The sequence below is a fragment of the Leeuwenhoekiella sp. NPDC079379 genome (genome assembly GCF_044542075.1).
Taxonomy (GTDB): Bacteria; Bacteroidota; Bacteroidia; order Flavobacteriales; family Flavobacteriaceae; genus Leeuwenhoekiella.
In genome coordinates this window covers 246309-267048 of the sequence record NZ_JBITTU010000001.1, presented here as the reverse complement: position 1 = coordinate 267048, position 20740 = coordinate 246309, and the positions used below count along the sequence as shown (strand labels likewise).

General features: G+C 34.5%; 21 protein-coding genes. 13 read left to right on the top strand and 8 right to left on the bottom strand.

The genetic code is table 11. The annotated features are described in order from the left end of the window. Window positions 1–6 precede the first annotated feature (6 nt). Window positions 7–2631, bottom strand: a complete 2625-nt coding sequence (mutS, locus tag ACIGAM_RS01120) for a DNA mismatch repair protein MutS (RefSeq protein ID WP_396509635.1) — start codon at window positions 2629–2631, stop codon at window positions 7–9. Between the two features lie 173 nt (window positions 2632–2804). On the opposite strand from mutS, the gene ACIGAM_RS01115 reads away from it, so the two are divergent. Beyond that, window positions 2805–3341, top strand: a complete 537-nt coding sequence (locus ACIGAM_RS01115; RefSeq protein ID WP_396509634.1) for an RNA methyltransferase — start codon at window positions 2805–2807, stop codon at window positions 3339–3341. Between the two features lie 131 nt (window positions 3342–3472). Further along, window positions 3473–3604 (top strand): hypothetical protein, encoded by a 132-nt coding sequence (locus tag ACIGAM_RS01110; protein WP_396509633.1) that lies wholly within the window; start codon window positions 3473–3475, stop codon window positions 3602–3604. An 8-nt stretch (window positions 3605–3612) separates the two neighbouring features. Here the strand turns inward: ACIGAM_RS01110 and folK are convergent, their stop codons facing one another. Beyond that, complete coding sequence (gene folK, locus ACIGAM_RS01105) at window positions 3613–4725, bottom strand: 2-amino-4-hydroxy-6-hydroxymethyldihydropteridine diphosphokinase (RefSeq protein WP_396510074.1); 1113 nt, start codon at window positions 4723–4725, stop codon at window positions 3613–3615. 112 nt (window positions 4726–4837) lie between these two features. On the opposite strand from folK, the gene ACIGAM_RS01100 reads away from it, so the two are divergent. Together ACIGAM_RS01100 and ACIGAM_RS01095 are read left to right on the top strand one after the other, a co-directional pair. After that, complete coding sequence (locus ACIGAM_RS01100) at window positions 4838–5572, top strand: queuosine precursor transporter (RefSeq protein ID WP_396509632.1); 735 nt, start codon at window positions 4838–4840, stop codon at window positions 5570–5572. Between the two features lie 5 nt (window positions 5573–5577). Continuing rightward, a complete protein-coding gene (locus ACIGAM_RS01095) occupies window positions 5578–8238 on the top strand; it encodes an AsmA-like C-terminal region-containing protein (protein WP_396509631.1) in 2661 nt (886 codons plus the stop codon). Window positions 8239–8319: 81 nt separating this feature from the next. On the opposite strand, the gene ACIGAM_RS01090 is transcribed toward ACIGAM_RS01095, so the two are convergent. After that, window positions 8320–10287: an OmpA family protein gene (locus ACIGAM_RS01090; protein ID WP_396509630.1), complete on the bottom strand. Its 1968-nt coding sequence runs from the start codon at window positions 10285–10287 to the stop codon at window positions 8320–8322. Between the two features lie 248 nt (window positions 10288–10535). On the opposite strand from ACIGAM_RS01090, the gene ACIGAM_RS01085 reads away from it, so the two are divergent. After that, window positions 10536–11093, top strand: a complete 558-nt coding sequence (locus tag ACIGAM_RS01085) for a nitroreductase (RefSeq protein WP_396509629.1) — start codon at window positions 10536–10538, stop codon at window positions 11091–11093. Between the two features lie 88 nt (window positions 11094–11181). On the opposite strand, the gene ACIGAM_RS01080 is transcribed toward ACIGAM_RS01085, so the two are convergent. Then, on the bottom strand, window positions 11182–12312 hold the full coding sequence (locus tag ACIGAM_RS01080; protein ID WP_396509628.1) for a DegT/DnrJ/EryC1/StrS family aminotransferase: 1131 nt from the start codon (window positions 12310–12312) through the stop codon (window positions 11182–11184). A 218-nt stretch (window positions 12313–12530) separates the two neighbouring features. On the opposite strand from ACIGAM_RS01080, the gene ACIGAM_RS01075 reads away from it, so the two are divergent. Further along, on the top strand, window positions 12531–13781 hold the full coding sequence (locus ACIGAM_RS01075) for a 3-deoxy-D-manno-octulosonic acid transferase (RefSeq protein ID WP_396509627.1): 1251 nt from the start codon (window positions 12531–12533) through the stop codon (window positions 13779–13781). On the opposite strand, the gene ACIGAM_RS01070 is transcribed toward ACIGAM_RS01075, so the two are convergent. Next, complete coding sequence (locus tag ACIGAM_RS01070; RefSeq protein ID WP_396509626.1) at window positions 13754–14410, bottom strand: DUF2461 domain-containing protein; 657 nt, start codon at window positions 14408–14410, stop codon at window positions 13754–13756. The genes ACIGAM_RS01075 and ACIGAM_RS01070 overlap by 28 nt on opposite strands. Before the next feature lie 146 nt (window positions 14411–14556). On the opposite strand from ACIGAM_RS01070, the gene ACIGAM_RS01065 reads away from it, so the two are divergent. Continuing rightward, window positions 14557–14778 (top strand): hypothetical protein, encoded by a 222-nt coding sequence (locus tag ACIGAM_RS01065; RefSeq protein ID WP_028376680.1) that lies wholly within the window; start codon window positions 14557–14559, stop codon window positions 14776–14778. A gap of 14 nt (window positions 14779–14792) precedes the next feature. Beyond that, the gene (locus ACIGAM_RS01060) at window positions 14793–15026 is read left to right on the top strand and encodes a hypothetical protein (RefSeq protein ID WP_396509625.1); all 234 of its coding nucleotides are present in this window, start codon (window positions 14793–14795) and stop codon (window positions 15024–15026) included. A 51-nt stretch (window positions 15027–15077) separates the two neighbouring features. On the opposite strand, the gene ACIGAM_RS01055 is transcribed toward ACIGAM_RS01060, so the two are convergent. Next, window positions 15078–15845, bottom strand: a complete 768-nt coding sequence (locus ACIGAM_RS01055) for a S24 family peptidase (protein WP_396509624.1) — start codon at window positions 15843–15845, stop codon at window positions 15078–15080. Between the two features lie 98 nt (window positions 15846–15943). On the opposite strand from ACIGAM_RS01055, the gene ACIGAM_RS01050 reads away from it, so the two are divergent. From ACIGAM_RS01050 to ACIGAM_RS01035, 4 genes are all read left to right on the top strand, one after another. After that, a complete protein-coding gene (locus tag ACIGAM_RS01050; RefSeq protein ID WP_396509623.1) occupies window positions 15944–17206 on the top strand; it encodes a putative DNA modification/repair radical SAM protein in 1263 nt (420 codons plus the stop codon). Further along, complete coding sequence (locus ACIGAM_RS01045) at window positions 17207–17956, top strand: TIGR03915 family putative DNA repair protein (RefSeq protein WP_396509622.1); 750 nt, start codon at window positions 17207–17209, stop codon at window positions 17954–17956. 44 nt (window positions 17957–18000) lie between these two features. Continuing rightward, entirely contained in the window at window positions 18001–18219 is a 219-nt protein-coding gene (locus ACIGAM_RS01040; RefSeq protein ID WP_028376675.1) for a hypothetical protein, read from the top strand. A gap of 258 nt (window positions 18220–18477) precedes the next feature. After that, entirely contained in the window at window positions 18478–18714 is a 237-nt protein-coding gene (locus ACIGAM_RS01035) for a hypothetical protein (RefSeq protein ID WP_028376674.1), read from the top strand. 63 nt (window positions 18715–18777) lie between these two features. Here ACIGAM_RS01035 and fabD read toward each other — a convergent pair whose 3' ends face one another. Then, window positions 18778–19659, bottom strand: coding sequence for an ACP S-malonyltransferase (gene fabD, locus ACIGAM_RS01030; protein ID WP_396509621.1), 882 nt, complete (start codon window positions 19657–19659; stop codon window positions 18778–18780). Window positions 19660–19791: 132 nt separating this feature from the next. Between fabD and ACIGAM_RS01025 the strand changes: the two genes are divergently transcribed. Next, window positions 19792–20166, top strand: coding sequence for a hypothetical protein (locus tag ACIGAM_RS01025; protein WP_396509620.1), 375 nt, complete (start codon window positions 19792–19794; stop codon window positions 20164–20166). A 45-nt stretch (window positions 20167–20211) separates the two neighbouring features. Here ACIGAM_RS01025 and ACIGAM_RS01020 read toward each other — a convergent pair whose 3' ends face one another. After that, window positions 20212–20712 (bottom strand): pyridoxamine 5'-phosphate oxidase family protein, encoded by a 501-nt coding sequence (locus tag ACIGAM_RS01020; protein WP_396509619.1) that lies wholly within the window; start codon window positions 20710–20712, stop codon window positions 20212–20214. Window positions 20713–20740 lie beyond the last annotated feature (28 nt).

Below are 20740 nucleotides of genomic sequence, written 5' to 3'. Positions count from 1 at the left end.
AAATCTTTATGAAACCTTATTTTTTTTACTTCGAATTAGCATTCTTTTTATCTCATTTAATTTCATTAAAGCTTCAACAGGCGTTAGTGTATCTATGTCAATATGAAGTATTTCCTCTTTTATTTCTTCTAAAAGTGGATCGTCAAGATTAAAAAAGCTAAGCTGCATCTCATCCCCATCATTTTCTTTTAAAACTTTCTGCTGATCTTCTTTTCGGCTAGAATTTTCTAATTTTTGGAGCATTTTGTTCGCTCTGTGCAAAACTTGTTGCGGTATTCCGGCCATTTTAGCGACATGTATTCCGAAACTATGCGCGCTACCTCCTGGGATTAATTTCCGTAGAAATAAAACCGTGTCTTTTAATTCTTTAACTGATACATTGAAGTTTTTTATGCGTAAAAAGGTATCGCCCATATCATTTAACTCATGATAATGCGTTGCAAATAATGTTTTAGGTCGGGCGGGGTGCTCATGCAAATATTCACTAATTGCCCATGCGATTGAAATACCATCGTAGGTACTGGTCCCGCGGCCTATCTCATCGAGTAAAACTAAACTTCGGTCAGATATATTGTTAAGGATGCTTGCAGTCTCGTTCATCTCGACCATAAAGGTAGATTCGCCCATAGAGATGTTGTCACTGGCACCTACGCGCGTAAAAATACGATCTATAAGACCTATACGTGCAGCCTTTGCAGGTACAAAACTTCCTATTTGTGCTAATAAAACAATTAATGCAGTTTGTCTAAGAATAGCAGATTTACCAGACATATTGGGCCCGGTGATCATAATCATTTGCTGAGTATCTCGATCTAAATAAGTGTCATTAGCAATATAAACTTCGCCCAACGGAAGTTGCTTTTCAATTACGGGATGACGGCCTTCTGTAATCTCAAGTTCAAAAGACTCATCAATCACAGGTCTTGAGTAGTTGTTTTCTTTAGCTAAACATGTAAATGATCTTAGGCAATCTAACTGGGCAATGGTATTTGCATTAGTTTGTACAGGGTCAATAAATTGGGTGATCCATGTCACAAGCTGGTTAAAGAGTTGTTGCTCAATTCCTAAAATGCGCTCTTCGGCACCTAATATTTTAGCCTCATATTTTTTTAATTCTTCAGTGATATAGCGTTCTGCGTTTACCAGCGTTTGTTTACGTATCCACTCTGGTGGTACCTTGTCTTTATGGGTATTGCGTACTTCAATATAGTAGCCAAAAACATTGTTTGAGGCTATTTTAAGAGAAGTAATACCTGTGCGTTCGGTCTCGCGGGCAAGCATCTTGTCAAGATATTCTTTTCCTGAGGTCGCTAATCCTCTTAGCTCGTCAAGTTCTTCATGAAACCCGGTAGCAATAGTATTTCCTTTAATCACATTTACCGGAGCATCTTCAGTAACCGTCTCTTTAATCTTAGATCTTAAATGCTCTAGATTATTTATTTTTTCTGCTAAAATCTGAAGTGCTTGATTTTCTGTATTCTGTGCCAGTGCTTTTATGGGCACCATTGCTTCTAAAGAATTTTTAAGCTGAATAATTTCTCTAGGTGTTACTTTACCCGTAGCTACCTTAGAAATAAGTCGCTCAACATCTCCTATTTTTTTTATATGCTGCGATAATTTATCGTAAAACTCATTATTGTTTAAAATATATTCTACAACCTCGTGGCGCTCTTGAATGGGTGCTATAGATTTTAACGGTAATGCTAACCATCGCTTTAAAAGTCTTCCGCCCATAGGCGATATGGTTTTATCAATAACATCTAAAAGTGTGATAGATTTATTAGAAGTACCCTGATATAACTCTAGGTTGCGTATGGTAAAACGATCCATCCAGACATAAGCGTCTTCGGCTATACGACCTATACGTGCAATGTGTTGAAGTTTATGATGCTGAGTCTCACTTAAATAATGTAGTGCTGCACCTGCGGCGATTATACCTTCATCTATATCTTCAATACCAAAACCTTTTAAAGATTTTGTATTAAAATGTTTGTTTAAACTTTCTCGGGCAAAATCTATTTGAAAGACCCAGTCTTCCTGATAGAATACGTGAAAATCTGCACCAAAACTATCTTTAAATTCTTTCTTGTTGCTTTTGCTAATAAGTAGTTCGCTCGGGTTAAAATTTTGAAGCAGCTTATCAACGTATGCTCTGTCTCCTTGTGTAGTTAAAAATTCACCTGTAGAAACGTCAAGAAAAGAAAGACCAAGTAAGCGTTTTCCGAAATGTACCGCACCTAAAAAATTATTGCTTTTAGACTGTAATACTTCATCATTTAAAGCTACACCCGGAGTTACGAGTTCGGTCACTCCGCGTTTAACGATTGTCTTTGTAGTTTTAGGGTCTTCTAGTTGATCACAAATCGCCACCCGGCAACCCGCTTTAACCAGTTTGGGTAAATAGGTGTTTAAAGAATGATGAGGAAAACCGGCAAGTTCTGTACGCTCACCACCGTTATTTCTATTGGTTAAAATAATACCTAAAATTCCTGCGGCCTTTACGGCATCTTCTCCAAAAGTCTCGTAAAAATCACCCACTCTAAAAAGTAGCAACGCATCAGGATACTTAGTTTTTATCCCATTATATTGCTTCATTAAAGGGGTAACAGTCTTCTCTTTTTTCTTAGCCATAAAGGTGGTTGCTGTTTTTAGTATTAGCGGAGATAAATTTAAAGAATATCATATGGAAGTTCTCCCAACTACCTCTAGAGTTATTTCTTTTTTTCAACATTTTAGGTTGGTGTCCTCCTAATTTAGCGGTCAAAATTTTAATCCTTATTTTATCGAATACGTACTTTTACAGTATGAATAGAAAATTGAAGAATAACGAACTCGACCGTAAGTCTGTAGATGAGTTTCTAAATGCAAAAAAAACACCTATTATAGTGGTGCTAGACAATATAAGAAGTCTTAATAATATAGGATCGGTTTTTAGAACAGCAGATGCTTTTCTTGTTGAGGCCATTTATTTGTGCGGTATTTGTGCACAACCACCCAACAAGGAAATTACTAAAACGGCTTTAGGAGCTACAGAAAGTGTAACGTGGAATTATTTTGAAGATACGTTAGATGCAGTTGAGCAATTAAAAAGTTTCGGTTATAAAATAGCTTCAATAGAACAGGCAGAGCAAGCTGTTATGCTTGATGATTTTACCCCTAAGCCTAATGCTAAAATCGCTGTGATTTTTGGAAATGAAGTCAAAGGAGTACAGCAAAAGGTTATAAATGCTTCAGATATTGTGCTTGAGATTCCTCAAATAGGAACTAAACATTCATTTAATATAGCCGTGAGTGCAGGTATAGTTCTTTGGGATATATTTACTAAGCTTAAAAATATCTAGATATATTGTTTTAAATAATATATTGAATTGTTAAAAATTATATAATTTTACTAAAGCTTTCCTAATAGGACCTTCGATTGCAATTTTATGTATGAGTTTTGCGTTACCCACTTAACAAAGAACCCAACATAATGAACGTTAATAATTTTGATTACGCATCGTATTCTAAAGGTGCTAAAGATGGTAAAAAGCTAGGAATACTGGTAGGAATTGTAATTGGACTTGCTTTTATGGTTGCACTACTAAGTTTCTTTTATCTTTAATTTAGAATTTAAATCTGATTTATCTGCTTGAGAATTGACAAATAATCGGCTCGGTTTTTTACAAAATCGAGCTCCGATATGTCAATTATTTTAACCTTCCCGGGGTTGCTATTCTTGATCATACTTAAATAACCCTTATTTATTTTTAGCAAATAATTTTCTGATATATCTTGCTCATAAGATCTGCCACGTTTTTTTATGTTTTCCAGTAAACGTTCCGGGTTTTGGTATAGGTAAATATATAAGTCTGGTCGTGCAATTTCACGATACATTATACCGTGTAATTTCTTATACAGATTGTATTCTTCTTCAGTAAGAGTGATTTTTGCAAAAATAAGAGACTTAAAACAGTCATAGTCGCCTATCATAAAATTTTTAAACAAATCGTACTGACCTATATCATCAAGCAATTGTTGATAACGATCTGCCAAAAAGGACATTTCAAGAGGAAAAGCATAGCGTGCCTGATCTTCATAAAACTTAGGAAGAAAGGGATTGTCTTTAAAGCGCTCTAGAATAAGTTTTGCATTAAAATCTTCAGAAATCATAGTTGCCAATGTTGTTTTACCAGCTCCTATATTACCTTCAATTGCAATGTAATTTTGAGTGTTTAAATTGTATATGCCGTTAGGATTTATGAGTTGTTCTTTTAATTTTTCTGGAATTTCTGGATCTGTAGTATACTTTAATAATTCACGTATTTCCTTTTTTAAGACAGGATGCTCAAAAGTTGTGGCAATATCATTAAGCGGGTATAAAACAAAATTGCGCAGATGCAATCTAGGATGAGGGACTTCTAATTTTTTAGTATTTAAAATAGCATCACCATAAAACAAAATATCAATATCTATAGGACGATCTGCATACCCTTCTTGACCAGAACGTTTACGACCTAAATCTTTTTCAACATCTAAAACTAACGCTATTACTTCAGAGCTTTCTAAACGGGTTTGAATAAGAACTACACAATTTAGAAAGTCAGCACCTTCAAAACCCCAAGCTTTGGTTTTATAAACTGGTGAAATTTGCTTTACGTTTCCTAGTTCTAAGAATATCTGATCTACCGCATTTTGAAGATTTTCAAAAGAGTTTCCCTGATTGCTTCCTAAAGATAAGAGTATGTTTTGTAGTGCTTTAATGAGGATAAAATGTTAAATAATTTATGAGCAATTTAAGTAAAAGCAGTGTACATTCTTCTAATTTTGACGACTAGAACCTAATAAATTATAGAGTTTGACGCAAGCCTCAATAAGCCAAAGAGATGCACTGGCTGCCTACCGTATTTATTTTATTCTGGGAGCTTTGTTTATTTGTTCTCTGGTGGTGTCTAATCTTATTTTTCAAAAGTTTTTTTACTGGGATTTTTTTGGTCTTTATCGCTTTGAAATTTCCGTTGGTATTCTCCCTTATCCCATTACATTTTTAATAACAGATTTGTTGAGTGAGATGTATGGTAAGAAAAAAGCAAATCAAGTAGTTACCGCAGGTATTTTTGCATCTTTATTTTCATTGCTAATTGTATACACTTCTGCATCAGTTCCGGCAACCTCCTGGTCTCCTGTAAATGATGTCTTGTTTGATACCGTTTTTGGAGCTACAGCAGTTGCAGTTTTAGCATCTATGCTGGCTTACCTCTTTGCACAGTATATAGATATTCAACTTTATCATTTTTGGAAACGTCTAACTAAAGGGAAGCATTTGTGGCTTAGAAATAACTTTTCTACTTTTTTTAGCCAGTTCTTAGACACCGTTACTGTGCTTTTATTGTTGTGTAGTTTTGGTAAAATAGAGTGGGAGCGTTTTACAGCATTGTTGATTAGTGGATTTTTATTTAAGGTTCTTATTGCGGTTTGTGATACACCTTTTATGTATTTAGGCGTTTATATATTTAGAAAACGGTTTAATCTCGCTCCTAATCAGGAGCTAGGTTCTGAAATTGAACTATTTCAAAAAGAAGAAAAAATTTAAAGAGTATGAAAAAGATATTTAAAATAATAGGAGTTATACTGGTAGTTTTAATAATAGGGCTCATCGCAGCTCCCTTTTTATTTAAAAGTCAGCTTGAAGATTTATTGAAGCGTTCAATAAATGAAAATTTAAATGCTACGGTCGCCTGGGAAGAATTTGATCTTACCTTATTCTCGAGTTTCCCAGATGCAGCGGTACAGGTAAAGAATTTTAGTATAGTTAATAAAGCTCCGTTTGAGGGCGATACGCTTGCAAGTGGTGAGTTATTACAGCTCGATATGGGCGTGATGCAGCTTTTTAAAACATCGTCTGGTAACCCTATCGCGGTAGACGCGATTAAACTAAATCAAGCTTTTGTAAACATAAAAGTAGATAGTTTAGGCAATGCAAATTATGATATCGCAAAAGAGAGTACAACCCCAGAAGCAGATACGATAGCAGATAATACGGGGAGTTTTAAGTTTGACATACAGCATTATGAACTTAATAATTCACGAATAAATTATCTAGACGAAAGCACAAAAACATATTTAAAGCTTACCGATGTTAACCACGAAGGTACCGGTGATTTTTCAGCAGCAGTTTCTAATTTAGATACAAAGACTGAAGCTTTAGCGTCATTTGAATTTGATGGAGTAAATTATTTAAACTCAAATAAAATTAAGCTAGATGCACTTATAGAGATGAACCTGCCAGAGCAACGCTATACATTTAAAGAAAACCAACTTTTATTAAATCAGCTTCCTCTAGTATTTTCTGGATTTGTGAAAATTAACGAGAGTAATAATGAACTAGATCTCGCATTTGAAACACCATCTAGCGATTTTAAAAACTTTCTCGCGGTGATACCTGAAGTTTATGCTAAGAATTTAGATGGGGTAACAACTACCGGTGATTTTGTGGTTAATGGTAAAATAAATGGGATTGTTGATGAGACGCATATTCCGAAGCTTGATATAGAGGTTAAATCAAATAATGCTTCTTTTAAATACCCTGACTTGCCTAAAACAGTAGAAGATATTGTTATAGATATGCAAATAGTGAATGAAACAGGTGTTGTAGAGGATACCTATTTGCGTCTGGGTAATTTAAATTTGAGAATAGATCAGGATGTTTTTAATGCCAAAGGAAGAATAGATAGACTTACTACAAACCCACTTGTAGATCTCGCATTAAAAGGGAAATTAAATTTAGCTAACCTAGAAAAGGCTTATCCTTTAGAATTAGATCAGGATTTAAATGGAATGTTGACTGTAGATATGACTGCTAATTTTGATATGGAAAGTGTAGATAAAGAACAATATCAAAACATCAAGAGTAGTGGTACAGCTAATTTGAAAGATTTTAAATACATTTCTCCAGAATTACCCAATCCATTAACCATTGCAGTTGCTAATGTTAAATTTAATCCGGGAACGATAACCCTTGAAAATTTAACTGCGCAAACCGGTAAAACAGACTTGGCTGCAAAAGGGAGTATAGAAAATCTAATTCCTTTTTTACTTTCTAAACAAAATTTAAAGGGTCGTTTTACTGTTAACTCAAATATGATAAATCTTAGTGATTTTAGTGTGGTAGAGACAACACCGGCAACTCCTACTGAGTCAAAATCAAAAACCGTAACTGCTACAAAAGAAGCCGCAATCAAGATCCCGTCATTTTTAGATGCTGCAATAGATTTTTCTGCAGGGAAGGTTATTTATGATAATATCACGCTTTCTAATGTTAGGGGTAACGTTGCGATTAAAGAGGAGACGGCAAGTTTAAATAATATACAATCAGATATTTTTGGAGGAGCTATAGCGCTTCAGGGTAATGTGAGTACAAAAGGGATAACTCCTACTTTTGGGATGAATTTAGATCTTAAAGGTGTTGATATTAGCAAATCTTTTGAAGGTTTAGAAATGCTTCAGCAGTTTGCGCCTATTGCAAAAGCATTGCAGGGAGCATTAAATACAACCATAAGTCTTAAAGGAAATCTTTCAGATGATTTAACACCAGTTTTATCTTCGCTAGCAGGTGATGCATTAGCGCAATTGCTCACTGTAAAGGTAGACCCTGAAAAAATGAAACTTCTTAATGCCTTAGATGGAAAACTAGATTTTATAAATCTTCAGAATATAGACTTAAGCAACTTAAAAACGCAATTGAGTTTTAATGACGGTTTAGTTACCGTAAAGCCTTTTGATTTTAATGTTATAGGGATTAATGTAGGTATAAGCGGTACGCATAGTCTGGAGAACACAATAAATTATGTTTTAAACCTAAAAGTGCCGGGTACCTTTTTAGGAGCAAAACTAGGGAGTACATTGTCAAGTTTGAGTAACACAGACCTAGATAAATATACTGTAGATCTACCTGTTAATTTGTCGGGGAGTTTTACGAGTCCTCAGGTGAATGTTAATATGCAGCAAGCAGTAACTAATTTAACTCAACAGATTGTTGCTACGCAAAAAGGAAAATTACAGCAGCAAGGTGAAGATAAAATAAAGGATGTTTTAGGTGGCTTGTTAGGGGGTAGTAAAACGTCTAAGGATACTACAGCTAAATCTAAACCTAAAGAAGCAACTAAGCCAAATACAACCACTGTAGTAAAGGATGTACTTGGGGGTTTATTTGGTAAGAAGAAAAAAGCATCAGATACTACAAAAACAGGTAATAACTAAGTTAATTTGTAGATTTTGAGCATAAAAAAAAAGCACCACCTAGTGCTTTTTTTTATGCTCAAATATAAGTTTAAAACTCAATTAGAAACTTATAACTATAAATTCTGAGCGTCTATTAAGTTGATGTTCTTCTTCTGAGCAGTCAGACCCATTTCCGCAGTCGTTCATAAGTTCTGTTTCACCAAAACCTTTTCCTGTAATCCTGCTAGCATCTATACCGCGACTAATTATATATTCTGCGGTTGATCGAGCGCGTTTATCAGATAAGCTTAAGTTGTATGCGTCTTTACCACGACTGTCTGTGTGTGAACGTACCTCTACAATAAGATTTGGGTTTGTTTCCATAACCGCAAGTACTTTTACTAATTCTATAGCAGCATCAGGGCGAATATTAAAGCGATCGAAGTCAAAATAAATAGGATTTAACTTTAGTAATTTTGCTAAATCATCACCTTGATTAATTTTAGTAATACGAGGTTCTAACAATAGATCAACCACCATAGATTCTCCGTTAGCTTTGGGAGTTACTATAAGTTGTTCTGCTGAGTAGTAATCTGGTTCTTCGGCGCGTATAAGTATTTCCTGATCACATAGCGGATTTAATGTGTAATTGCCTTGTGCATCAACTTTAGTAGTTTCAATAACCTTCCCGTCAAGATCTACGACACTCACGGTAGCAGTAGGTATTGGTAACAATGTTTGTTTATCTTTTACGGTGCCAGTAACTATAATTTCACAAACCGGCGGAGGAACAGGTGTTCTTGTAAATTTGAATATATCATCACTGCCCATCCCAAAATAGCGGTTGGTAGAGAAGTAGCCGGTATTGTTAAACTCATCAACAACAAAACCAAAATCATCTTGAGGACTATTTACAGGTTTCCCTAAATTGATTACATAGGCGACATCTCCATTCTTCTTTGTAGCTACTACATAAATATCAAGACCACCTAATCCCGGGCGACCATCTGATGAAAAGTAAAGGTTTCCTTTTTTACTTATATATGGAAAGTTTTCACGCCCTTCTGTGTTTATGATAGGACCTAAATTTTTAGGTTCACTATATTCATCGTTTCCTAAAATATCAACTACCCAAATATCAGATAGGCCTTCGCTACCCGGCATATCTGATGCAAAGTAAAGTTTCTTATTGTCAGGACTCAAAGAAGGGTGAGAAACCGAGTAATTATCATCATTGAAGGGTAATTCTTTAGGAGCTCCCCAGGAGCCACCTCGTTTTACAGATTTAAAAATTTTAAGTCGGATGGTTCCATTTTTATCGGTACGTTTTACTCCTTGACTAAAATTGTTTCGGGTAAAATACATGGTATTTCCATCTGCCGTAAATGATGGTGAAGACTCATGAAAGCGTGTATTTATATTTTCAGCAAATTTTTCTACTTTGCCAAGATCACCTGTTTCAATATCTATAGGGGCTTGATAGAAATCTAAGAAAGGCTCATTATTCCAAGTGTGTATGTATTTTTTTCCGGTTCCTGTATCTCTAGATGAGGAGAAGATAAGCTTGTTTTCGTAAATCATAGGGCCAAAGTCAGAATATCTGGAGTTTGTTCTTCTCAGATTTTCTACTTCATACTCACTATCACTGTAGCTTATTTCTTCTAAGTAATCAGGTTCTTTATTAAAAAGTTCAGCACGAGAATCTCCTCCTTTTAAACGACGAAATTCTTCCATCATTTTATCAGATTTATCGTATTGCTGAAGTGCTTTTAATGACTGTGCATATCTAAATAAATACTCTGGAGTTATAGTCTCTGGATATTTATTAAAAAGTTTTTCAAACCATTTAGAGCTTTCCTCATATTTAGCGTTGAAGTAATAAGAATCACCAAGCTTTTGAAAAAGTTCTGCAGATTCATAACCTTCCCCAGCTAATCTTAAGTATATTTTTTGAGCATCAATAAATGCATAGCTCTCAAATTTCTTATCTGCTTTACTTAACTCTTTATTTTGTCCAAAAAAATAAAAAGGTATAATGAAAAATAGCATCAGTGTAACCCACTGTTTCATATTAACTCGCATATTCATTGAGTTTATTTAAGATTAAAGGGGGGCTTTAGGAGAAGGCAAATATATATAAATTAATATCAGACAAATATACTACTTCAAAACTTTAGGAGAATGGGGGTTTTTACTGTTTTTCAAGTTGTTACTAAATTATACTAGAATTTTAAAGATTTGAAATTTACAGAGGTTTAGAATGTATTTTCATCAATCCTTTAAGAGCTTAAAAGCACATTTGGTAATAAGCCTTTATATTTGCTTAAAATACCTATATGATACTTGATAAAATAAAAAATCGCAGATCAATATTTCCTAATCAGTTTGAGGCCGAAACTATAAGTGAAGATAAAATAATGACTTTATTAGAAGCGGCAAACTGGGCTCCTACTCATGCAAAAACAGAACCGTGGAGATTCAAAATATTTAAAGATGATTCTTTAGAGCTTCTTGCTGATATTCTTAAAACAGGATATACTAAGACTACTCCAGAAGATAAATTTTCAGAATTCAAATTAAATAAAAGTATTGAAAAAGTAATGCAAAGTGGTGCGGTTATAGCCATATGCATGCAAAGAGATCCTAAAGCTAGAATTCCAGAATGGGAAGAAATTGCGGCTGTAGGCATGGCTGTTCAAAATATGTGGCTTGTGGCAGGTGAGCAAGGTTTAGGTGGTTATTGGAGTTCTCCAGGTTATATAACTGAACTAGGCGCCGAACTGAAGCTTAATGAAGGTGAGAAATGTCTAGGCTTTTTCTACCTGGGTGTTTTTAATGGCCCTAATCCAGAAGGTGTGCGTACACGTATTGAAGATAAAATTACTTGGGTTTAAAAACTTTTCCAGCCAACTATTAAACCATAAAAAAATCCCTGATAATATACTTATTAGGGATTTTTTTTATAGTTCTTTTTTTGAATTACTAATTCAGAAAATCTAATATTGTTTTAGTAATAAAATCTATCTGATCATCTTCTAATTCTGTATGCATAGGTAATGAGATCACTTCTTTTACAAGTTTGTTAGTTACTGTAAAGTCTGCTTCATTGTAACGCTCATCAACATATGCTTTTTGTTTATGCAAAGGAATAGGGTAGTACACTCCACAAGGAATGTCGTTTGCATTCAAGTGTTTAACCAGAGCATCACGATCTGTATCTTTTAAGCGCAAGGTATACTGGTGAAAGACGTGACAATCACAAGTATCACAAATCATAGGAACGGTAATTTTATCGTGATTTGCCAGCTTTTCAGAATATTTTCTCGCAGATGCTCTACGCTTATCGTTGTAAGAATCAAGCAAAGGTAATTTTGCGCGTAAAACTGCTGCCTGTATTGAATCTAAGCGAGAATTTACACCCACCACATCGTGGTGATAGCGTTCATACATGCCGTGATTTACAATACCGCGTATTGTATGAGCCAGGGCATCATCATTAGTAAAAATTGCACCGCCATCACCATAACCTCCTAAATTTTTAGAAGGAAAAAAAGAAGTACTTCCCACGTGACCTATGGTGCCTGTTTTAACGCGAGTACCGTCTCTGCGAGTGTAATTAGCTCCTATTGCCTGAGCGTTATCTTCAATAACAAATAAATCATGCTCTTCTGCTATTTGCATAATGGCATCCATATCTGCAACCTGACCAAAGAGGTGAACAGGTACGATAGCCTTAGTTTTAGGTGTTATTGCTCGTTTTATAGCCTCAATATCTATATTAAATCCGTGTGGGGTCACGTCTACCAGTACTGGAGTTAGCTGCAATAAAGCTATTACTTCTACCGTGGCAGCAAAGGTAAAATCTGCCGTAATAACTTCGTCTCCGGGTTTTAATCCCAATCCCATCATTGCAATTTGCAGGGCATCTGTACCGTTTGCGCACGGGATGACGTGTTTAACGTTAAGATATTCTTCCATCTCCTTTTGAAATGAATGAACCTCGGGACCATTAATAAATGCTGTGGTATCTATAACTTCCTGAATAGAGTGGTTAACCTGCTCTTTTATAGATTCGTATTGACCTTTGAGGTCAACCATTTGAATTTTTTTCATAGGTAATTATTCAGCTGAACTATTTTCTATTGAATTCTTATTGTTGAACTCCATATAATAACAGGAGGATGTTCAAGCTAGTGATGTAAGTAATAATTCAGTATTAATAACAAGAATTAAAAAGCTAATCCAGTAATTTTTTTGTTCTACGAAAATACAAAATCTCAATCCGCTAACCAATCTCTTTTTTTAGCTTAAAACGCTATTTTTACACACTTATGCAATACTTGTATTCTTTTATAATCTCGCTTTTTAATGGTATTCTACCGGTCTTGGGTTTATTTATCCCTAAGCTGAAAGAATTTAGAAGCGTTCGGGAAAATGTTTTTTCTAAATTAAAAGCTACTATATCTTCAGAAGATAATTTTATCTGGCTTCATGCAGCCTCATTAGGAGAGTATGAGCAGGCAGTTCCCGTTCTTGAAGAGATTAGACCGAAATACCCAAACTTCAAGATTCTACTTACCTTTTTTTCTCCTTCAGGTTATGATGTGAAATATAATACACCTTTAGCAGATGTTGTAACGTACTTGCCATTAGATACAAAAGTTAATGCAAAGCGCTTTCTAAGCATTGTAAAACCAAAACTAGCAATCTTTGTAAAGTATGAGTTTTGGCCTAATTTTCTAAATGAACTTCGCATTACAAATACGCATAGCATTTTGATTTCGGGAATTTTTAGATCAAAACAACCTTTCTTTAAATTCTACGGAAAATGGATGGTTAACTCTTTAAGCGCATTCAATTATTTCTTTTTACAAAATACAGCCTCTCTAGAACTACTGAAACAACTAGATATTACAAATGCTATTGTAAGTGGCGATACTCGATTTGATAGAGTAAGCCGACAATTGTCGTACGATAACTCTCTATCATTTATTGAAGAGTTTAAGCAAAATGAATTGCTTCTTGTTTGTGGAAGCACTTGGCAAGAAGATGAGGCGTTGCTTTTAAACTTTGTAAATAGTAATCCAAATCTGAAAATTGTTATTGCTCCTCACAAAATCAATTCAGAAAAAATAGAAAAGCTCATTGCAGCGATTGAGGTTCCGGTTGTAAGATATTCTCAAAAAGATACCCAAAGATTTAAAGATGCACACGTTCTTATTTTAGATACGATAGGTCTGCTAAGTAAAGCCTATGCATACGCATCTATAGCTTATGTGGGTGGTGCAGCAGGGTTTACCGGGATGCATAACATTCTTGAACCGGCAACCTTTGGGATTCCTATTTTAACCGGAACTCATATTGATAAATTTCCTGAAGCTATAGAACTAAGACGACTAGCGGGTTTATATACGGTAAAAGATGATAGTGAGACTGCTAATTTATTAAATAGATTTTTAGATAATGATCAATTTAGGTTACAGACAGGAATGATTAATGGTCACTATGTTTCAAGCAATACTGGGGCGACAACTGCTATAATGGCTTATTTAAATCAGACACTTACGGCCTCATTTAAATAAGCTCTAAAGGGAAGCATTTCTTTATAAACTGTGATTACACGTTCTTCAAATTCATCACCCGTTACTAGCTTTTGAGTGAGATCGTGTTGTACAGCAAAGGTCTTTCGACGTAGTAAATCAATGTATTTGTGATCTTGACTAAACCCTTTGGGTGCTGTTTTAAGGCTATCGCCATCATCTATTAGCGTTCCAAAAAGACTTTTGAAACTTGGTTTATTAAGAATATCAAGTAATTCGTCTCCATTATAATCTATAGCTTGTCGTATACTTTTGAGTATTGAAGATTTTGGTTTGTAAAAGCCACCCGCGATAAAGCTCTCAGTGGTTCCCAGATGAATGTAAAAATCACCTTGTTTCGTTTCTTGATCTAGCCCTGCTCCAAAATGATCTTTATAAGTAGGTTTGTTGGGATGATATAGTAAATTATTATTAATGCGATTTATAGCTTGTTTGCCTGTTGTAGGTGTGTAGTTAGGATCTATGGCAGCTAGTTTAATATCCATTTTATTAAGCCAGTCTATATAAAAATCACGAACATCAAAATAGTAATTACGATTCTCATCCATCCATTCTTTAGAATTATTTTGCTGTAATTCTCTAAGAAATGTGTAAAGTTTGTAGAAACTCATTTTTTTAGCTCAAAGATAGCAGTGGCAAGTTTGTTGACTATTAAATAATTAACATTTAACTGAATATTTAGAGATATTGGGAATCATTTATAAATGGTCTATCTATAAAGTAGTTAGATTTGTTCGTTCAACCAAATGAATATATTATGAAAAAAGTAATTGGAATTTTTGCATTAGGCCTTATAGCTTTCAATACAATTTCTTGTAGAGAGACTGAAGATAAAGAGACTGTTGTTGTAAAAGAAGTTCAGGTACAAACTGAAACTCCAGACAACGAGGGTATTTTAGAGCGTACTGCAAAGAAAGTAGATAACGAAGTCAATAAAGAAATTGACAAAAAAATAGAAACAATTGGTGACGATAACTAATTAATATTAGCATTATGAAAAATATAAGCTTACTAGCAATCCTTTTAGTAGCAACACTTTCTTTTACTTCTTGTCGCGAGAAAACCGAAAAAGAAAAACTTGTTGAAGAAATGAAGGAAGAAGGTGCTGTTATCGATGAGAAAACAGACGATGACGGTAATTACAAAATTAAAATGGAGTCTGATTCTAAAGAAGTAAAAATTAAAGAAGATGCAGACGGAGATACTAAAATCAAAGTTGATAATTAGTAGGAGTAACCCATAATTTATTTAAACCCATAAGCTTTGCTTGTGGGTTTTTTATTTTAAAGTGCGCATTTGATTTTTTAAATCAAGCATTCCCTGTTGCAATTCTCTTAATAAGTTACTTTCTGACGGGGCATCAAGGTGAAAGGTTAGCTTACTGTTTACCTGCCATAATTCTTGAATATCACTTACCTGTACTTCAAAGGGAAGGTATTCTTGATTTAATGAAATCAACAAAACTTTAGAAGGGTCTGGTAGCTTTTGTAGTTTTTTAACCACTACAGCATCAGGTAGAACCACCACATAAACCTTATTGTTTGTCGCCTCACCCATATTTACGGTAGCTTTTCCTAACACCCAATCTTCAGGCATAAAATTGGGCATCATACTATCTCCCTCAATTTGAAATCCACGGTAGGTCGCATTACGATATTGCGGTAATGGAAGATCAAATGCAGGCAATTGCTGATACCAGTCTACATCCTGCACATTATGCGGGTAACCTGCGGCAGCTTTTTGATTAACCATAACGAGATTTTCATTATCACTCGCATCTACGGTAACTATTTTAGGACTTACATCACCTTTACCGGCGTGCAATAATTTTTGATTGCTATACCCAAAAAGCCACAACGGATTAATATTATAGAGCCTTAAAAGTTCAGTAACAATTTGTCCTGAAAGTTTTGTGCGGCCTCGCTCTATATCTGCAGTAGAATTTTTAACCCCTAATGCTTCAGCAAACTCAGTCTGTGTAAGATTTTGCTCTTCTCGTATTTGTTTAAATCGGCGAACATCGCCTGTTACATCATTGATTCCCATATCGTAAATGTACTATAATTCGGAAAAAATCCTAATTAAAAATAGGAAAAAATCCTTTAAATAGGAAATATTCTTTAAATTCGTAGAAATTCCACGCTATGAATTTTGAGAGAATAAAAGAAAAATTAAACATACTTGCTGATGCGGCTAAGTATGATGTATCCTGCTCTAGTAGTGGGAGTAAGCGTTTAAATACAAATAAGGGTTTAGGGGATAGTTCTGGTATGGGTATATGCCACAGTTATACAGAAGATGGTCGCTGCGTTTCTTTGCTGAAAATTTTATTAACTAATCACTGCATTTACGATTGTGCATATTGTGTAAGTCGTAAGAGTAACGATATAAAGCGAGCAGCTTTCAAAATTCAAGAAGTAGTAGATCTTACTATTAATTTTTACAGGCGTAACTATATTGAAGGTTTGTTTTTAAGTAGTGGTATATTTCACAATCCTGATTATACAATGGAGCGTTTGATTTCCGTAGCTAAAAAGTTACGCCTTGAAGAAAATTTTAATGGATATATACATCTAAAATCTATTCCCGGATGTAGTGACGAGCTTATGCGCGAGGCGGGTTTATACGCAGATAGGTTATCTATAAATATAGAAATACCCACGGTTTCTGGTCTAAAATTATTAGCTCCTGAAAAAGATCATAAAGATTTTATTAAACCTATGGAAAAGGTGAAAAATGAAATCATTCAATATAAAGCTGAAAAGAAAATAATTAAAAGCACTCCGGTTTATGCACCTGCCGGGCAAAGTACTCAGATGATTGTAGGAGCAACGGGGGAGAGTGACAAAGATATTATGTACTCTGCAGTGCATTATTACAGCACCTATAATATGAAGCGTGTCTACTATTCAGGATATGTGCCGGTGCTTGAAGATACTCGATTGCCAGCTCTAGGAACTGAAGTGCCTATGTTACGCGAAAACCGATTGTATCAAACTGACTGGCTATTGCGTTTTTATGGTTTTGATGTACGTGAATTACTCAATCAAAATCACCCTAATCTAGATATAGATATAGATCCTAAATTGAGTTGGGCTTTACGAAATATGCATATGTTTCCTGTAGATGTCAATACTGCAGATAAACAAATGCTAGCCAGAGTTCCTGGTCTTGGGATGAAGTCTGTACATAAAATTATAAATGCCCGAAAATTTAGAAGGCTTAACTGGGAAAACTTAAAAGCAATAGGCATTGCGATGAGCAGAGCTAAGTATTTTATGGTATGTAATTCTTCAAATTTTGAAAGTAAAGATCTGGAGCCCGAGCGTATTAAAAGTATGATTTTGCAAACCTCAAAAAGTAAGTATCAAAAATTTTACAATCAACAATTAGCGTTATTTAATTAGATGCAAAAGCATAAACTTGTTTATGATGGTAGTTTTGAGGGGATGCTTACAGCAATATTTCAGGTGTATGAAGAGCGATTAAGTGAGGTTATAATCGTAGATACGACACATTTTGAGCCTGATTTTTTTTCTGAAACGGTAGAAATTTATACAGATGAAACTAAAGCTTCTCGTGTTTGGGAAGGACTCCGGCAGTTTAAAAGCTTTCAGCAATTAGTATACTGGTCATTTTTAAGTGAGCAGGAGGGTAGAGAACGGTATATTCTTGCTGCAATTCAGTATGTTTTAAAAACTAAGAATGAGAATGATTTTGGGCATCCTGCAGTTTTGATGTTGGCACAACTTACTAAAAAGGTAGGTAGAGAAAAACATAGAATGGAAGCGTTTGTGCGTTTTAAAAGAACGGCAGATGATTTATATGCATCAATAATAAGTCCAGATTTTAATGTACTTCCTTTAATTGCCAGACATTTTAAAAACAGATATGCAGACCAGCAATTTTTAATTTTTGATTCTAAACGTGATTTTGGTTTGTTTTACGACTTGAATAAAATTGAATTTGTTTCTTTTGATTTTAAATCTAAAGAAGAGTTTAAAGAAGCGATGCACGAGGAGGAAAATCAATATGATTTATTATGGCAAAATTATTTTACAAGTACAACCATTAGAAGCCGTATTAATCTGAAATTACATACGCAGCACGTTCCTAAACGCTATTGGAAATACTTGAATGAGAAAAATCCGTTATAAGAACTTTTGACTATTTTTAAAATCTAACTAAAAACATATAAAGTATGAAACGTATTTTTCTAAAAGTAATGATGGTAGTATTTGTTTTTTCAATTTACTCATGTAGAGAAACCACTCAAGAAAAAACAGAAGATGCTCTTGAGTCTATAGGCGAGGATATAGAAAACGGTGCAGAAAATGCTGGTGAAGCTATCAAAGAAGGTGCAGATGAATTAAATGATGAGATACAAGGAAATGATGATGTAATGGATGATGATGCGTAGTCTATAAAAATGCCCTTTTAAAGTTGCACTGGTTATAAAATTTACACTAAAAGCACTTGTATTATAGAAAAATCGGAATAATGGTAGGCTTTAAAAAGTTGAGATTTTCCTGTGCCTCTGTTAATCAAATTGTTGTAAACGTTACGATATTTTTATCAAAATTATAATTCGATAAAAAATTTAATAAATTTTATGAAATTGTGATGTTAATTTATATACTTTTGCGAGCAATTAACGCTAATTAAAATATTACCAATTATGAAAAAATTAATTTTTAGTGCTTTCGCACTTTTACTAATGGTTTCTGTTTCTGCTTGTCGCGAAACTACTGAAGAAAAAACTGAAGATGCAATGGAAAACGCTGCTGATGACATGGGTGATGCTATGGATGACGCTGGTGACGCTATAGAAGAGGCTGCTGAAGATACAGGTGATGCTATCGAAGACGGTGCTCAAGAAGTAGAAGACGAAGTTGAAGGAAACGACGACATGTAATATCTTCTTAAGATAAGAAAAAGCCCCTTTTAGGGGCTTTTTTTATTTGTAGTAATTAAGAATTTATAGCACAGCACTGCTGGTAACCGCTTGACGATCTACTTTCTTAACCAGGCCCTGTAAAACTTTTCCTGGGCCTACTTCTATAAATTCAGAAGCCCCATCGGCAAGCATGTTTTGTACACTTTGTGTCCATTTTACGGGAGCAGTAAGTTGAAACAGTAAATTTTTCTTAATCTCAACAGGATCTATTACCGCTGTCGTACTCACGTTTTGATAAATAGGGCAGGATGGAGTATTAAAGGTTGTATTCTCAATTGCTTTTGCAAGTTCTTCACGAGCAGGCTCCATTAGAGGAGAATGAAAAGCACCACCTACCGGTAATAATAATGCGCGTTTTGCGCCACGTTCTTTAAGACGGTCACAGGCTTCTTCAACTGCCTTAAGCTCTCCAGAAATTATTAATTGACCGGGACAGTTATAATTCGCAGCAACTACTACGCCGTCAACATCTGCACACACAGATTCAACAAGTTCATCTTCAAGTCCTAAAATAGCAGCCATAGTAGATGGTATATTGTCACAAGCCTTTTGCATAGCTTGAGCTCTTTGAGAAACCAGACTTAGCCCATCTTCAAAACTAAGAACATCATTAGCGACTAAAGCAGAGATTTCTCCTAAAGAGTGACCCGCTACCATTTGAGGAACTGCTGACTCTCCTAAAGCTTTAAATAAAGCCACAGAATGAATAAAAATTGCAGGCTGTGTTACTTTAGTTTCTTTTAGTTCTTCGGCAGAGCCTTCAAACATAATTTTAGTAATATCAAATCCTAAGATTTCATTTGCCTTTAGAAATAGAGAACGCGCAAGTTCTGAGTTGTCATAAACATCTTTCCCCATTCCTGTAAATTGAGCTCCCTGGCCGGGAAATATATATGCTTTCATAATTGTGTTTTTCTAAAAATTGAATAGCAAAAATAAGAAATGCCATATAAGAACGATAACTTTAAATGAGCGATTCTTCTTTAACTGTAACTCGCTTTATCAGAAATGATTACTTTAGTAAAAAAGATACTTATGAGGATATGGTTTCTACTTTCGGTTTTCCTGGTGCTTTCAGTTAATACTTTAGAAGCTCAGGATTTTAAAGGGATTACAGTAGAACCGGGTGGAAGTTACCCAGATACTTATAATGACAAGGATAAATTTAGGGAAGTGAAAGAAGCTAAACTGCAATTAGAATACTTCTTAAAACAACCCGATACTGAGAATTATATATTAATCGTAGATGGTAAAGTTTTAAAACGTAATTTCTTTGATGAATATAAAGAGAGCATCTTATCTTATAGTATTAGTATATATTTTATTAAGAATATAGATGAAATAGTAGGAGTACCTAAACGCCACCAAAAGATGTTGATATTAATTAACACAAAAAACTTAGAAAATTGAAAAGGAGTCTTACTTATAAGACTCCTTTAGATTTTTTAGACATAATTAAAGATTAAGAGATCCTGTTTCTCCAACATCTACCTTATCTCCTGTAACAGCAGCGTAACCCATTTTTAATAGAGATACAAATTTGTTGCTTTTAGTATCCCAATATTGAGCTTGAGCAGGTGTAAATTTAATAGCAGTTAGGTTAGGATCATTTATACCGTCAAACCAGGAGTCATCTGTTGTAGAATAGAGTTCTTCTAAAATAGCTTTGTCTTTTGTTATTGTGGCGGTCCCAAAAACACTAAGAAATTTCATGTCGCTGGGTTTTGCATATAATAATTGTACATCTGCATCCTTACTAATATTTGCATTGTGATCGCTGTCTGCTCCACTTAAAAACCAGATATTTCCTGCTTCATCAACTTTTTTAGTTGACATGGGTATGGCATCTACTGGCTTGTTAGATAAGTCAGTCGCCATCATTGCAAAATCTATTGATGTAGCTAAATCTTTTAATTTTTTAATTGCTTCTGTATTTGATAAATTCTGTGTACTCATAACGTTAGTTTTTAATAAAGTTACTTGA